The organism is Streptomyces sp. NPDC060002 (genome assembly GCF_042737245.1).
Classification (GTDB): domain Bacteria; phylum Actinomycetota; class Actinomycetes; order Streptomycetales; family Streptomycetaceae; genus Streptomyces.
Genome location: NZ_JBHWUW010000043.1, coordinates 31964 through 46348, shown reverse-complemented (window position 1 = coordinate 46348; position 14385 = coordinate 31964). Strand labels below are relative to the sequence as shown.

The following is a 14385-nucleotide window of genomic DNA, read 5'->3' as shown; positions in this document are numbered from 1 at the left end:
CCCGGATGCGCACCCCGAAGTCACCCCCGGTGGAACGGTCCTGGCGGATCGGCACCGCGCCCGGTGCCGTGCCGCTGCTCGGGCACGTCCCCGCGCTGTGGCGCCGCCCCCTGGAGTTCCTCGCCTCGCTCCCCGCACACGGCGACCTGGTCGAACTCCGGCTCGGCCCCTCCCGCGCCTATCTCGCGGCCCACCCCGAACTGGTCCGGCACGTCCTGCTCAACCCGCGCGTCTTCGACAAGGGCGGCGTCTTCGACAAGGCACGGCAGCTCCTCGGCAACAGCCTGTCGGTCTCCCGCGGCGAGGAGCACCGCTTCCAGCGCCGGCTCATCCAGCCCGCCTTCCACACCACGAAGATCGCCGCCTACACGACGGCGGTGGCCGCGGACACCCGCACCGTCACCGACACCTGGCGGGCCGGCGAGACCCGGGACATCGGCGACGCCATGCACGCCCTGCTGATGCGGGTCGCCGCCCGCACCCTTTTCTCCACCGGGCTCGACCAGGACACCATCGAGGAGGCCCGGCAGTGCCTGCGGACGGTCTCGCACGGCATCTACCGGCGGACCGTCGCCCCGCTGGGCGTCCTGGAGAGGCTGCCCACTCCGGGAAACCGCGCCTACGACCACGCCAACACACGGCTGCGGCAGATCGTCGCGGACATGATCGGGCTGCGGCGCAGGTCCGACGCGGACCACGGTGACCTGCTGTCCACCCTGCTGCGGGCGGAGCATCCCGACACCGGGGAGAAGCTGGACGACGGCCAGATCCTGGACCAGGTCGTCACCTTCCTGGTCGCCGGCAGCGAGACCACCGCCTCCACCCTGGCCTTCGTCTTCCATCTGATGGGCACGCTGCCCGAGGTGGAGCGGCGCGTGCACGCCGAGGTGGACACGGCTCTGCAGGGACGCACACCGGTCTACGAAGACCTGCCAGCGCTGCCGTACACCCGCAACGTCATCACCGAGGCGCTGCGGCTCTACCCGCCGTCCTGGATGGCGATGCGGGTCGCGGCCGAGGACGTCGAGCTCGGCGGCCGGACGATCCCCGCCGGAACGATGATCCTGTACAGCGCCTACGCCCTGCATCACAATCCCGAGCTCTTCCCGGACCCCGAGACCTTCGACCCGGGGCGCTGGGAGGGCGAGCGGGCGGCCCAGGTGCCGCGCGGGGCCCTGCTGCCGTTCGGCGCGGGCAGCCACAAGTGCATCGGCGACGTCCTCGCGCTCACCGAGACCGCGCTGATCGTGGCGACCGTCGCCGCCCGCTGGCGGCTGCTCCCGGCCGCCGGGAGCCGGTTGCGCCCGGAGCCGAAGGCCACCCTGGAGGCGGGCCCGCTGCCCATGGTCCTGGAACGCCGCTGACCTCTCTGCTCCCTTGCCTTCTCCCTTCTCCTTCTCCTCCCTCCCTCACGTCCGTCCGTCTTCCCTTCTCGTTCATCCGTACCGCTTCAGGGGGCGCATCCGGCATGAAAACCGATTCCGACCTGGCCAGGCGCAGTTGGCGGATCACCAAGGCTCCGGGCCGGCTTCCGCTGGTGGGCCATGCGCTGCAGCTGGCGCGCCGCCCGCTGGAGTACCTCTCCTCGCTGGCCGACCTGGGCGACCTGGTCGAGCTGCGGCTGGGCAGCCGGCTCACCTATCTGCCCTGCCATCCGGAACTGGTGCAGGACGTGCTGCTGAACGCGCGGGTCTACGACACCGGAGGCCCGGTGAAGGAGAAGGCCCGTCCCATCCTCGGCAACGGACTGATCACGTCCGACTGGGCCGACCACCGCAGGCAGCGGCGGATGGTCCAGCCGGCCTTCCACACCGCGCGCATCGCGACGTACGCCGAGGTGATGCGGGAGGAGTGCGCGGCACACGCGGAGACCTGGCGGGCGGGCCGGCCGGTCGACGTCGGTGACGCGATGCAGGCGCTGACCGCGCGGGTGACGGCGCGCGCGCTGTTCTCGACGGCGATGGCGCCGCACTCGGTCGCGGAGATCCAGCGCAGCCTGCCCGTCATGGTGCGCGGCGCGTTCCGCCGGGCGCTCGATCCCACCGGCCTGATCGCCAGGCTGCCGCTGGCCGCCAACCGTGAGTTCGACGCCGCGCTCGACCGGCTGCACACCCTCATCGACGGCATCGTCGGGGACTACCGGCGCTCCGGCGAGGACCGCGGCGACCTGCTGTCCGCACTGCTGGCGGCACGGGACGACGAGGACGGCGGCGCGCTGACCGACCAGGAGGTCCACGACCAGGTCATGACCCTGCTGCTGGCCGGTGTGGAGACCACCGCGAGCGCGCTGACCTGGACCTGGCACCTGCTGGCGGCCCATCCCGAGGCGGAGGCGCGGCTGCACGCGGAGGTCGACGAGGTGCTGGGCGGCCGGACACCGACGTACGCCGACGTGCCGAAGCTCGCCCACACCCAGCGGATCTTCACCGAGACCCTGCGCCTGTACCCGCCGGCCTGGATGTTCACCCGGATGACCACCCAGCCCACCGAGCTGGCCGGCCACCCGCTGCCGGCCGGGGCGGACATACTCGTCAGCCCCTACGTCATCCACCGCATCCCGGAGTTCTTCCCGCGCCCGGAGGTCTTCGACCCGGACCGATGGCTGCCCGAACGTGCCAAGGACGTCACCCGTGGCTCGTATCTGCCCTTCGGGGCGGGCAGCCGCAAGTGCATCGGCGATGTCTTCGGGATGACGGAGGCGACGCTGGCGCTGGCCGCCCTCGCCTCCCGCTGGCGGCTGCGGCCCGTACCGGGCACCACCGTCTCGCCCCGGGCCGAGATGAGCCTGACGGCCGGAGCGCTGCCGATGGTGCCCGAACCGCGTTAGCCGAAGGTGACGGGCAGCGCGTGCAGACCGCGCAGCATCAGGCTGGGGCGCCACCGCAGGTCGCCGGGGTCGGTGTCCAGGGCCAGGCCGGGGCACCGTTCCAGCAGGGTCCGGAAGGCGATGGCGCCCTGCATCCGGGCCAGCGGCGCGCCCAGGCAGTGGTGGATGCCGTAGCCGAAGGCCGTGTGTCCGCGGGTGTCGCGCCGGATGTCGAAACGGTCGGGCTCGGCGAACCGCCGCGGATCGCGGGACGCGGCGGCCAGGACGACGGCCACGGACTCCCCCGCGTCGATCACCGTGCCGCCGATCTCCACGGGCTCCTTGGTGTAGCGGAACGCCGTGGTCTCCACCGGCCCTTCGTAGCGGAGCATCTCCTCCACGGCGTTCCCCAGCAGCGACCAGTCGCGGCGCAGCAACGCCAGCTGATCCGGGTGGCGCAGCAGGGCGAGCGTTCCGCTGGACAGCAGGTTGGCCGCCGTCTCGTAGCCGGCCACCAGCAGCACGAACGCCATGCCGAGCATCTCCTCGGGCGTGAGCCCGTCCTCCTCGCCCAGGCGGCCGGCCAGCGCGCTCAGCAGGTCCTCGCCCGGCTCGCGCCGCTTGGCCGCGAGGAGTTCTGCGAGGTACCCCGTCATGGCCTGGGCCGCGGCGGCGGCGACCTCGGGCCGGGTGAAGTCGGTGCTCTCCAGGTACCAGTCGTGGAAGGTCTTGCGGTCGCTCGCCGGCACACCGAGCAGTTCGCAGATCACGGCCAGCGGCAACGGCAACGCGAACGACTCGACCAGGTCCGCGCGGCCCAGCGGCAGCATGGCGTCCACCAGGTCGTCCGTGATCCGCTGGATCGTCGGGCGCAGCGCCTCGATGCGCCGGGTCGTGAACTCCTTCGCCACGAGCCCCCGGAGCCGGGTGTGCTGGGGCGGATCCGTCTGCACCATGTTCAGGCCGATCGAGTTGCCCCCGTCGTCCTGCCACCCGGCCGAGTGCCTGATGTCGTTGGACAGCCGTGCGTCGGCCAGTGCGGCACGCGCCTCCGCATGTCCCACGACGAGCCAGAACTCGCCCGAAGCGGCGGTCCGGGCTCGGTGCACGGGCCCTTGCTCGCGCATCCGCTCGTACACCGGATACGGATTGTCGACGAACGGCGTGCCAAGTGCTGACAGATCTGCAGATCCCGTCACGGACAACGGTGTTCCTCGCTTCGAACTCGCTGGTGCGGGTGAGCGGGGAGTACTCCCCCAGTGGACGGCGCGACCCTAGCAACGAAACGGGGAGCTGTCCCCGGTTTTGGTGTTAGTGTGCCGCCCATGGCCGTCGGAGACGAGCGACGCACACCCCGGCGCAGCGACGCGCGCCGCAACCGCGAGACACTGATCGCCGCCGCCCGGGAGATCTACGCCGAACGCGGGGTGGACGCGCCGCTGGACGACATCGCCCGCCGGGCCGGAGTCGGCAACGCCACGCTCTACCGCCACTTCACCGACCGGGCCGAACTGATCGAGACCGTCTTCAGGGACGCGCTGGCCCCGATCCTGGACGCGGCCCGGGAGACCCGGAACCGGGCGGACGCCTGGAGCGGCCTCACCGCCTATCTGGACATGGTCTTCACCCTGCTTGCCGCCGACCGGGGCGCCGGCGACCTGATGACCACCGGCATCCGGGGCGTTCCCACGCTCGACACCCTGCGCGAGGAGAACCGGCGCACGCTCGAGACGCTCCTGCTGCGCGGCCAGGAACAGCGCACGATCCGCGCCGACCTCACCGTCGAGGACCTGCTGTTCCTCCTGACCGCGCTGGGCCTGGCCACGCCCGCCGCCCCCGGGTCCTGGCGGCGCCATCTGGCCCTGGTGCTGGACGGTCTGCGCCCGCAGGCAACCCACCCGCTGCCCGAGCCGCCGCTCGGTCCGGAGCAGTTCGAGGCCGCACTGCACCGCCTCGGCTCCGCTCCCCGGACGGCGGCCCGGCAGGAAGATTCCCTTCGCCCACCGAGATCGGAGACCTCCGCACCATGACGCGTCAACGCCCCGTATCGCCCTTCGAGAGCGTCTACTTCCTGGACCTGGGAGCGGCGGGCCTCCCCCTGTACGACATGCCGGCGTTCGTGGAGTCCCTGGTACGCGGCCGGCTGGACCCGGAGCTGATACGGCGGGCTCTCGGCCTGCTGACCGAGCACCATCCGATCCTGCGCTCCGAGGTGACGGCCGGCGACGCGGGGCTCCTGCTGCGCGTCCGCGACCGGTGCCGGCCACCGCTCACCCTGCTCGACGGCATCGAGGACACCTACGCCGAGCTGATCAACACGCGGCCCGACTGGACCGAGAGCCTGCTGCACGCCTGGCTGCTCACCGACGGCGAGCGCAGCCAGGTGGTGCTCGGCGTCCATCACGGGGTGGCCGACGGCCGCTCGGCCTTCGCCGTGCTGGACGAGTTCTGGCGGTACTACACCGCCCTCGCGGCCGGCGGGAGCCCGTCCGCCGAGCGGCGCGAGGAGCTGCCCGAGGCCGTCGACACCCGGCTGGCCGGCGCCCTGCCGGACGCGGAGGTCGACGCCCTGGTCGACGCGATCGCGCAGGGCGGGCCGGCCGACGCCAAGCCCGCGACCCTGCCCACCGAGGGGGTGGGGCGCCCGGACCGGCCGGCTGCGACGCGCCGCTTCGTGGTCGACCGGCTGGAGTTCCCCGCGGAGACCACCGACGTCGTGGTGGCCGCCGCCCGGACCCGCGGGGTGACCGTCAACAGCCTTGTCACAGGGCTGGTTCTGACCGCCGTACGCGCACAACTCGCGCCTGAGCAGGGCCCGTTGACGATGACTTGCGGTCACGGCGTCGACCTGCGCACCCGACTGAGCCCCGAACTGCCCCTGAGCACCGTGCTCAACTGCATCACCGGCCTGCAGACCACGCTGGCCGTCCGCCACGACGACCGGCCGGAGACGGTGGGCCGGGAGGTCGCCGACCAGGTGGCCGGCGCGCTGGCGCGGCGCGACCCCGAGCGGTTCCTGCTGGCCGCGCTGCGGGCCGGTGCCCGGGGCATCGCGGTGCCCGTCCCGGTCGTCAGTTACGGGATCTCCAACGTCGGGCGGATCCCCGCGCACCCCGTCCCCGGGGATGTGGAGCTGCTCCGCTTCGGCGGTACGGCCAACGCGCCGGGCATGCCGCCCAAGATCGGGGTCGCCAGCTTCGGCGGCCGGCTGCTCGTCCAGAACGAGTACGACAGCTGGACGTACGCCCCCGAGCAGATGCGGCGCCTGCGTGAGACGCTGCGCGGTTCCCTGACGGATCTGGTCCGCTGACCGCGGCTGTGCGGCGCTGCCCGCCACCGTCCCTTTGGTGAGCCACCGCTCACGTCATAGAGTGAAGCCCGCCCAGCTCCGGCCCCCCGAGGGAGAGAACCAGCCGTGATCACCGCGATCGTCCTCATCAAGACCAGCGTGGACCGGATTCCCGAGATCGCGGAGCGGATCGCTTCGCTGGACTCCGTCAGCGAGGTCTTCTCCGTCACCGGGACGTACGACCTGATCGCCATGGTGCGGGTGAAGGAGCACGAGGACCTGGCGGAGGTCATCCCGGGCAGCATCAGCAAGATCCCCGGCGTGGAGGGCACGGACACGCACGTCGCCTTCCGTACCTACTCGCAGCACGACCTCGAGGCGGCGTTCGCGATCGGGCTGGACTCCTGACCGCCTGAACACCGCCTCCGGCGGACCGTCGCTCACACCTCGGGCACGCAGCGGCCGTCTTCCGTCCGGTACTGCCACTGCGCGCCCTCGCTGACCAGCTCGCGCACCGCGTTCACGAAGCGGTCCACGTGCTCGTCCGGGGTGCCCGCGCCGAAGCTCACCCGGATCGCGTTGAGGGACTTCTCGCCGGGCGCCGCCTCGGGGGCCCCGCACTCGCCCTGGGTCTGGGGGTCGCTGCCCAGCAGCGTGCGGACCAGGGGGTGGGCGCAGAAGAGACCGTCGCGGACCCCGATGCCGTACTCGGCGGAGAGGGCGGCGGCGAAGTGGGAGCTGTTCCAGCCCTCGACGACGAAGGAGATCACTCCGACCCGCGGGGCGTCGTCGCCGAACAGGGAGAGCACCTTCACCTGCGGGACCTCGGCCAGGCCGTCCCGCACCTTCGCGATCAGGTACTCCTCCCGCGCGACCAGGCTGTCGAAGCCCGCCTCGGTGAGGGCCTTGCACGCCGAGGCGATGGAGTAGGCGCCGATCACGTTCGGGGAGCCGGCCTCGTGGCGGGCGGCGTTCTCGTGCCACTCCACGTCCACTCCCCCGTCCTCGCGCCGCGTGACCTTGCGGCTGGCGCCGCCGCCCGCGAGGTAGGGGTCGGCCTCGGCCAGCCAGTCGGCACGGCCGGCCAGGACGCCGGCGCCGAAGGGCGCGTACAGCTTGTGGCCGGAGAAGGCCACCCAGTCGACGTCGAGCTCCTGCACGGAGACCGGGTGGTGCGGGGCCAGCTGGGCGGCGTCCAGGACGATCCGGGCGCCGTGCGCGTGCGCGGCGGCCGCCAGCTCGCGCACCGGCCACAGCTCGCCGGTGACGTTCGAGGCGCCGGTGACGCAGACCAGGGCCGGGCCGTAGGGGTCACGCCCGGCGAGGGCCCGCTCCAGCGTCTCGACGGCCTGGCGCGGGGTGCGCGGGGCGTTGAGGTAGGTGACCCGGGCGTCCTTCCAGGGCAGCAGCGAGGCGTGGTGCTCGGTCTCGAAGACGAAGACCTGGCAGTCGGCGGGCAGGGCCCGGGCCAGCAGGTTGAGGGAGTCCGTCGTCGAGCGGGTGAAGACCAGCTGGTCGTCGGGCCGGCAGTCCAGGAACTCGGTCACCGTCCTGCGGGCGTTCTCGAAGAGGTCCGTGGACAGCTGCGAGAGGTAGCCGGCGCCCCGGTGCACGCTGCCGTAGTACGGGGCGTAGGCCGCCACGTCGTCCCAGACGCGCTGGAGGGCGGGGGCGCTGGCCGCGTAGTCGAGCGCCGCGTAACTGACCTCGCCGCCCGTCACGAGCGGGACCGTGACATCCCGTCCCAGAACGGGCAGCTGTGCACAAACGGTACGGGCGGCGGCAGCGGTGGAGACAGACATGGCGAACTCCCGTGAGAGGCAAGGGGGAACCGCCGTGCGAGCGGACATGGCTCGAGCACGGAGGAAGGTGAAAGGGGTGTGCGGAGGCGGGGCTCTACGCCCTATCGCATTCGCTTGCTCACGGAAGGCTCCCTCGACGACCAGGACCCCTGGTGGCGCTCACTCGGAAGAGTGCGAGGGGTCCGCGCTTGCCGTAGACCTCGCTGCCTACGGCCTGGTCTTCACCCGGGGCACCCCGCCACGGACGGAGGGTTGCCGGACAGTCGGCCGGGGCCTCATGACTGTCACTCATGACCTGGTACAGGAACGTACGTGAAGTGATCGCCGCCCCGCAACCCGTGTCCGGATCGCGGGACGGCCCGGGGCAGAGCCCCGAAGGAGCGCGGGGCTCATGTGCGGCTCCGCCGCGTGGGCGCGACCGGCCACGACGGCGCCGCGGACGACCCACGGCCCTCGCGGCACCGCAGGCGGAGCGCCTACGCGTTGCTGGCGGCCACCCAGCGCTCCAGGGCCCGCTTGGCCGCTCCCGAGTCGATCGACTCCGCCGCCCTGTCCATCCCGGCCCGCAGCTGCTCCGCCAGCGTCCCGGTGCCCGGCTCGAGCGCCACGAGCGCCGCCGCCGAGTTGAGCAGCACGGCCTCGCGCACCGGGCCCGTCTCGCCCTCCAGGAGGCGGCGGGCGACCTCCGCGTTGTACGACGGGTCCCCGCCCCGCAGGGCCTCGACCGGGACCAGCTCCAGGCCGACGTCACGCGGGTCGAAGGACTCCTCGGTGACCTTGCCGTCGCGGACGACCCACACATGGGACGTGGCCGTCGTGGTCAGCTCGTCGAGACCGTCGTCGCCCCGGAAGACCAGGGACGAGTTGCCGCGCTCGGCGAAGACGCCCGCGACGACCGGCGCCATGCGCGGGTCGGCGACCCCGACCGCCTGGGCCCGCACCTTGGCGGGGTTGGTCAGCGGGCCGAGCACGTTGAACACCGTGCGGATGCCCAACTGGCCGCGCGCGGCGCCCACATGACGCAGCGCCGGGTGGAACTTGATCGCGAAGCAGAAGGTGATCCCGGCCTCCTGGGCCACCTCGGCCACCCGCCGCGGGGTCAGCTCCAGATTGACGCCGAGCTTCTCCAGGACGTCCGAGGCGCCGGACGCGGAGGACGCGGCCCGGTTGCCGTGCTTGACGACCGTGGCGCCCGCGCCGGCCACGACGATCGCCGACATCGTGGAGATGTTGACCGTCTTCGCGCCGTCGCCGCCCGTGCCGACGATGTCGACGGTCGGGCCGGGCACCTCGATCAGGTTGGCGTGCTCGTACATCGCCCGGACCAGCCCGTTGATCTCCGCGACGGTCTCGCCCTTGGCCCGCAGCGCCACCACGAACCCGGCGATCTGCGCGTCGGTCGCCTCGCCGCGCATGATCCGGTCGAGCGCCCAGAACGTGGCGTCGGCGTCCTGGTCGCGGCCGTACAGCAGGCCGTTCAGCACCTCGGGCCAGGAACGGCCCGCCGCGGTGTCGCCTCCAGCGGGGGTCACAGCGCTCATAGCCGCTCCTGCGTGTGTCGTCGTGTGCGTCGTGCGCCTCGTGACAAGGTGCCACCCCACCCTATCCAGCCGGTGGGCACGGCAAAGGGCCCCGTCCGAAGACCGGACGGGGCCCTTTCCTGTGGCGTGGCGACGCCTCAGCGATCAGTGGTGGCCGTGGCCGCTCGTGATCTCCTTGTACTCCTCCACGGTGGGCTTCGGAATCTGCTGGTCCTCACCGAAGTACGCCCCGCTGATCTTGGCGCGGAGCTTCTCCTTGCTCTTCACCTTGCGCTCGACACCGTTCTCGTCGACAGCGGCGCCGATCGCGGCCGGCTCGTACTGCTCGTGCGACGTGAGGGTGTGCAGCTGCTCCTGGCTGAGCGGCTCGTGGATCTCGATGAACTCACCGTGCGGCAGGCGCTTGATGGTGCCGGTCTCACGACCGTGCAGCACCTTGTCCCGGTCCCGGCGCTGGAGGCCGAGGCAGATCCGCTTGGTGAAGACATACGCGATGACCGGTCCGACGAAGAAGAAGATCCGGACGAACCAGGTGATCGAGTTGATCGACAGGTGGAGGTGCGTGGCCCACAGGTCGTTACCGCCGCCGACCAACGTGATCATGTACATCGTGACCCAGGCGACGCCCAGGGCCGTACGGGTGGGCGCGTTGCGCGGACGGTCCAGGATGTGGTGCTCGCGCTTGTCGCCGGTGACCCAGGCCTCGATGAAGGGGTACAGGGCCAGCGCCGCGAGGACGACACCGAAGAGGACCAGCGGGATGAACACGCCCAGGACGAGCGTGTGACCCCAGTAGTTGATCTCCCAGCCCGGCATGAAGCGGATCAGGCCCTCGGCGAAGCCCATGTACCAGTCGGGCTGGGCGCCGGTGGACACCTGGTCCGGACGGTAGGGGCCCATGGCCCAGATCGGGTTGATCTGCGCGATGCCCGCGATGACCGCGATCACGCCGAAGACCAGGAAGAAGAAGCCTCCGGCCTTGGCCATGTACACCGGCAGCAGCGGCATGCCGACGACGTTCTTGTTGCTCTTTCCGGGGCCCGCGAACTGCGTGTGCTTGTGGTAGAAGACCAGGATCAGGTGGCCGACCACCAGGCCGAGCATGATGCCCGGCAGCAGCAGGATGTGGATCGAGTAGAACCGCGCCACGAAGTCGTGGCCCGGGAACTCGCCGCCGAAGAGGAAGAACGAGATGTACGTGCCGACGATCGGCATCGACAGGATCGCGCCCTGGGTGAAGCGGACACCGGTGCCGGACAGCAGGTCGTCCGGGAGCGAGTAACCGGTGAAACCGGTGAACATGCCCAGGACGAACAGCAGGAAGCCGAACAGCCAGTTGACCTCACGGGGCTTGCGGAACGCGCCCGTGAAGAACACCCGCATCATGTGCACGAACATGCCGGCGAGGAAGATCAGCGCCGCCCAGTGGTGGATCTGCCGGATGAGCAGACCGCCGCGCACGTCGAAGGAGATGTGCAGGGTCGAGCTGAACGCCTCCGACATCAGCTGTCCCTGGAGCGGGACGTAGGTGCCGTGGTACTCCACCTCGTTCATCGACGGGTGGAAGAACAGCGTCAGGTACACACCCGTGAGGATGATGATGATGAAGCTGTAGAGGCAGATCTCACCCAGCATGAACGACCAGTGGTCGGGGAAGATCTTGCGCATGTTGGCCTTGGCGAGGGAGTAGATCCCCAGCCGGCCGTCGGCCCAGTCGGCGATACGCTCGCCGGCCGGAGCCTTCCCGCGGTCACGGGACTCGTTGCTCTCGGTGTACTCGTTCGTGCTCATCCGCGCTCCCAGAAAGCAGGACCGACGGGCTCTTCGAAGTCGCCGAGCGCCTCGAGATAGCCCTCGTCGTTCACACCGATGCGCAGCTGCGGCAGGGCGTGGCCGGCGGGGCCGAAGATCACTCGGGCACCGTCGGAGAGGTCGAAGGTGGACTGGTGGCAGGGGCACAGCACGTGGTGCGTCTGCTGCTCGTACAGCGAGATCGGGCAACCGACGTGGGTGCAGATCTTCGAGTACGCCACGATGCCCTGGTAGGACCAGTCGAGTTCCTGCTTGTCCTTGATGTTGTCCGGCTGGAGCCGGACGATCATCAGGGCCGCCTTGGCGATCTCGTTCTGGAACTCCTCGTCGTGCTCCTCCAGGCCCTCGGGCTTGGCGAAGGTGAGCGAACCGACGGCGACGTCCGAGGGACGCAGCGGCTCGTTCGTGTTCATGTTGACGAGCAGCTTGCCCTTGGCCCACAGCGTGTGACGCAGCTTGTCCTCGGGCAGCGGGCCGAGGTCGCGCAGCAGCACGACACCCGACAGCGGCACCAGGGCGAGCGCGCCGAACATCGTGTTGCGGATCAGCTTGCGACGGCCGAGCGCGGACTCCTGGGCACCCTGCTTGAAGTCCGCGTGGACCTTCGCACGGACCTCGGGGGGCGCGGCGATCGCGTGCCGGTCGTCGGCGACCTCCACGTCGGACATCAGGGTGCGGGCCCAGTGGACCGCGCCGGCGCCGATGGTGAACAGCGCCGTGCCCAGCGTCAGACCCAGCGCGAAGTTCAGCGCGCTGAGGTGGCCGATCGGGAACACGAAGATCGACCTGTCGGCGGGGATCGCCACGTACGCGGCGATGAAACCGACCGTGGCGAGCATCGACAGCGTGAACAGGAAGGCGACCGCACGTTCGGACCGCTTGGCGGCCCGCTCGTCGATGTCCTGGATGCGGTGTTCGTGGGGCGGCAGCCCCGGGTCCGCGAACGGGTTCTGCTCGTCCGCGACGCCTACGGCGCTGCCGTGTGCGTGGCCCTGCTCAGCGGGCAGGTTCTCTTCTGGAGTGTCTTGGCTACTCATGACTTCTTGGCCTTTGCGGTCCGAGCGGCGACCCAGACGGCGACCGCGATCAGGGCACCGAGACCGAAGATCCAGGCGAAAAGTCCCTCACTGACCGGCCCGAGGCCGCCCAGTTCCAGACCACCGGGGTTGTTCGTATCGTCGCTGTTGACCGCGTGCAGGTACGCGATGATGTCCTTCTTGTTCTGCTCCGACAGGGTGGTGTCGGGGAAGGAAGGCATGTTCTGCGGGCCGGTCTGCATGGCCTCGTAGATGTGCTTCGGGTCCACGTCCTCGAGGGTCGGAGCGTACTTGCCCTTGGTGAGGGCGCCGCCCTTGCCGGTGAAGTTGTGGCACTGCGCGCAGTTGGTGCGGAACAACTCGCCACCCTTGGCGATGTCCGCGCCTTCCGGGCCGTACTCGGCGTCGGTCGGGACGGACGGGCCGGCGCCCAGGGAGGAGATGAACGCGGCGAGCTGGTCGATCTCGGCCTGCGTGTAGATGACCTTCTTCGCGGGCACCTGGGGGCCCTGGGAGGTCGCCGCGGGCATACGCCCGGTGCCGACCTGGAAGTCGACGGCGGCGGCGCCCACGCCGACCAGGCTCGGACCGTCGGAGGTCCCCTGACCGCCGGTGCCATGGCAGCTGGCGCAGCCGACGGCGTAGAGCTTCTTGCCCTCGTCGATGGCGAGGGACTGGGCGGTGTCGTCTGCCTGCGCCTTGCCCGCGGGCGCGAACGCGGCGTACAGCCCCCCGGTAGCCGCCAGCGCGAGGAGTAGGACGACGAGCGCCGCCAGCGGATGGCGTCGTCGTGCGGAGAGCTTTTTCACGGATTACCCCGGTGTCAGGATCTTCTGCGTCGATGCGTGGGATGTGCGGGAGCGAGCGTGCCCGGCTACTTGATCATGTAGATCGTGGCGAAGAGGCCGATCCAGACGACGTCGACGAAGTGCCAGTAATAGGACACGACGATGGCCGCGGTCGCCTGCTCGTGGGTGAACCTCTTGGCCGCGTAGGTGCGCCCGAGGACGAACAGGAAGGCGATGAGGCCGCCCGTCACGTGCATGCCGTGGAAACCGGTGGTCAGGTAGAACACCGAGCCGTACGGATCCGAGGAGAGCGAGAGCCCGTCCTTCTTCACCAGCTCCGTGTACTCGAAGATCTGACCGCCGATGAAGATCGCACCCATGATGAAGGTGACGATGAACCACATCCTCAGCTTCTTCACATCACCGCGCTCGGCGGCGAAGACGCCGAGCTGGCAGGTGAGGGAGGAGAGCACCAAAATCGTGGTGTTGGTGGCCGAGAACGGGAAGTTCAGGGCCTCGGCCATTTCCTTCCAGTGATCAGGACCCGTCACTGATCGCAGGGTGAAGTACATCGCGAAGAGGGCCGCGAAGAACATCAGCTCGGAGCTCAGCCAGATGATGGTTCCGACGCTGGTGAGGTTCGGCCGATTGACCGACGGGTGCGCGTGCCCGGTTTCTACTGTCGTTGCTGTCGCCACGACCGACATTATGTCGGTCCCTTATCCCGCCCTCACTCCGGGGGGTGCCGTTCGGAGTGTTCGCACCGTGTGTACTGCCCGGATGGCCCATCGAAGTGGTGTTCCAAGCGGTGTTGACGACGAGTCCGAGGGAGTAGCATCCGCGACATCGGTTCTGTCCGTACGACGCTGATGTCACGGAGGAAGCATGCAGGCGACCGCCACGGTGCTGGTCTACAGCGACGACTCCAACAACCGCGAGCAGGTCCGGCTCGCGACCGGGCGCAGGCCCGCGCCGGACGTCCCCGTGGTGGAGTTCCTGGAGTGCGCGACGCCTGCGGCGGTGCTGCGGGAGCTGGACAGGGGCGGCGTCGACGTCGTCGTCCTGGACGGCGAGGCCGCGCCCATGGGCGGCATGGGGCTGTGCCGGCAGATCAAGGACGAGGTCTTCCGGTGCCCGCCGGTGCTCCTGCTCATCGGGCGGCCCCAGGACGCCTGGCTCGCCACCTGGAGCCGCGCTGACGCGGCTGTGACGCTGCCTGTGGAGCCCGTGGAGTTCGCTTCGGCCCTGGCGTCCCTGCTGCGGCGCAAGAGCCTTCAGCAGAGCGCCTAGCGGGGGCGGAGGGGCGCGTG

The 14385-nt window shown here is 70.4% G+C and carries 13 protein-coding genes and 1 riboswitch; of the genes, 6 read left to right on the top strand and 7 right to left on the bottom strand.

The window, feature by feature from the left end; all coding sequences use genetic code 11:
• Positions 1–5 precede the first annotated feature (5 nt).
• Together ACFWBD_RS30175 and ACFWBD_RS30170 are read left to right on the top strand one after the other, a co-directional pair.
• Entirely contained in the window at positions 6–1364 is a 1359-nt protein-coding gene (locus ACFWBD_RS30175) for a cytochrome P450 (protein WP_385673521.1), read from the top strand.
• Positions 1365–1468: 104 nt separating this feature from the next.
• On the top strand, positions 1469–2827 hold the full coding sequence (locus tag ACFWBD_RS30170) for a cytochrome P450 (RefSeq protein WP_385673518.1): 1359 nt from the start codon (positions 1469–1471) through the stop codon (positions 2825–2827).
• On the opposite strand, the gene ACFWBD_RS30165 is transcribed toward ACFWBD_RS30170, so the two are convergent.
• Positions 2824–4005, bottom strand: a complete 1182-nt coding sequence (locus ACFWBD_RS30165; protein ID WP_385673515.1) for a cytochrome P450 — start codon at positions 4003–4005, stop codon at positions 2824–2826. The two genes, ACFWBD_RS30170 and ACFWBD_RS30165, sit on opposite strands and share 4 nt — an antisense overlap.
• Before the next feature lie 126 nt (positions 4006–4131).
• Between ACFWBD_RS30165 and ACFWBD_RS30160 the strand changes: the two genes are divergently transcribed.
• From ACFWBD_RS30160 to ACFWBD_RS30150, 3 genes are all read left to right on the top strand, one after another.
• Positions 4132–4836, top strand: coding sequence for a TetR/AcrR family transcriptional regulator (locus ACFWBD_RS30160; RefSeq protein ID WP_385673512.1), 705 nt, complete (start codon positions 4132–4134; stop codon positions 4834–4836).
• Complete coding sequence (locus ACFWBD_RS30155; protein WP_385673509.1) at positions 4833–6116, top strand: hypothetical protein; 1284 nt, start codon at positions 4833–4835, stop codon at positions 6114–6116. Before ACFWBD_RS30160 ends, ACFWBD_RS30155 begins: the two co-directional genes overlap by 4 nt.
• A 105-nt stretch (positions 6117–6221) precedes the next feature.
• Entirely contained in the window at positions 6222–6503 is a 282-nt protein-coding gene (locus ACFWBD_RS30150) for an Lrp/AsnC family transcriptional regulator (protein ID WP_020129992.1), read from the top strand.
• A gap of 32 nt (positions 6504–6535) precedes the next feature.
• Here ACFWBD_RS30150 and ACFWBD_RS30145 read toward each other — a convergent pair whose 3' ends face one another.
• From ACFWBD_RS30145 to ACFWBD_RS30120, 6 genes are all read right to left on the bottom strand, one after another.
• The gene (locus ACFWBD_RS30145; protein ID WP_385673506.1) at positions 6536–7897 is read right to left on the bottom strand and encodes an aminotransferase class V-fold PLP-dependent enzyme; all 1362 of its coding nucleotides are present in this window, start codon (positions 7895–7897) and stop codon (positions 6536–6538) included.
• A gap of 179 nt (positions 7898–8076) precedes the next feature.
• A riboswitch (SAM riboswitch) is annotated at positions 8077–8193 on the bottom strand.
• A 180-nt stretch (positions 8194–8373) separates the two neighbouring features.
• Positions 8374–9438, bottom strand: a complete 1065-nt coding sequence (trpD, locus tag ACFWBD_RS30140; protein WP_385673504.1) for an anthranilate phosphoribosyltransferase — start codon at positions 9436–9438, stop codon at positions 8374–8376.
• 144 nt (positions 9439–9582) lie between these two features.
• Positions 9583–11229 carry a cytochrome bc complex cytochrome b subunit gene (locus tag ACFWBD_RS30135; protein WP_385673501.1) on the bottom strand — a complete coding sequence of 549 codons (1647 nt, stop codon included), beginning with the start codon at positions 11227–11229 and terminating at the stop codon, positions 9583–9585.
• Positions 11226–12287, bottom strand: coding sequence for a Rieske 2Fe-2S domain-containing protein (locus ACFWBD_RS30130; protein WP_385673497.1), 1062 nt, complete (start codon positions 12285–12287; stop codon positions 11226–11228). The genes ACFWBD_RS30135 and ACFWBD_RS30130 overlap by 4 nt, the downstream gene beginning before the upstream one ends.
• On the bottom strand, positions 12284–13096 hold the full coding sequence (locus tag ACFWBD_RS30125; RefSeq protein WP_385673494.1) for a c-type cytochrome: 813 nt from the start codon (positions 13094–13096) through the stop codon (positions 12284–12286). Before ACFWBD_RS30125 ends, ACFWBD_RS30130 begins: the two co-directional genes overlap by 4 nt.
• Positions 13097–13161: 65 nt before the next feature.
• Positions 13162–13782, bottom strand: a complete 621-nt coding sequence (locus ACFWBD_RS30120; protein ID WP_020129998.1) for a heme-copper oxidase subunit III — start codon at positions 13780–13782, stop codon at positions 13162–13164.
• A 178-nt stretch (positions 13783–13960) separates the two neighbouring features.
• Here ACFWBD_RS30120 and ACFWBD_RS30115 point away from each other — a divergent pair, with 178 nt between their 5' ends.
• The gene (locus ACFWBD_RS30115) at positions 13961–14365 is read left to right on the top strand and encodes a two-component system response regulator (RefSeq protein ID WP_385673491.1); all 405 of its coding nucleotides are present in this window, start codon (positions 13961–13963) and stop codon (positions 14363–14365) included.
• Positions 14366–14385 lie beyond the last annotated feature (20 nt).

Coding starts and splice junctions, on each gene's coding strand:
- ACFWBD_RS30175 (WP_385673521.1), top strand. CDS start 6: ATGCGCACCCCGAAGTCACCCCCGGTGGAACGGTCCTGGCGGATCGGC.
- ACFWBD_RS30170 (WP_385673518.1), top strand. CDS start 1,469: ATGAAAACCGATTCCGACCTGGCCAGGCGCAGTTGGCGGATCACCAAG.
- ACFWBD_RS30160 (WP_385673512.1), top strand. CDS start 4,132: ATGGCCGTCGGAGACGAGCGACGCACACCCCGGCGCAGCGACGCGCGC.
- ACFWBD_RS30155 (WP_385673509.1), top strand. CDS start 4,833: ATGACGCGTCAACGCCCCGTATCGCCCTTCGAGAGCGTCTACTTCCTG.
- ACFWBD_RS30145 (WP_385673506.1), bottom strand. CDS start 7,897: ATGTCTGTCTCCACCGCTGCCGCCGCCCGTACCGTTTGTGCACAGCTG.
- trpD (WP_385673504.1), bottom strand. CDS start 9,438: ATGAGCGCTGTGACCCCCGCTGGAGGCGACACCGCGGCGGGCCGTTCC.
- ACFWBD_RS30135 (WP_385673501.1), bottom strand. CDS start 11,229: ATGAGCACGAACGAGTACACCGAGAGCAACGAGTCCCGTGACCGCGGG.
- ACFWBD_RS30130 (WP_385673497.1), bottom strand. CDS start 12,287: ATGAGTAGCCAAGACACTCCAGAAGAGAACCTGCCCGCTGAGCAGGGC.
- ACFWBD_RS30120 (WP_020129998.1), bottom strand. CDS start 13,782: ATGTCGGTCGTGGCGACAGCAACGACAGTAGAAACCGGGCACGCGCAC.
- ACFWBD_RS30115 (WP_385673491.1), top strand. CDS start 13,961: ATGCAGGCGACCGCCACGGTGCTGGTCTACAGCGACGACTCCAACAAC.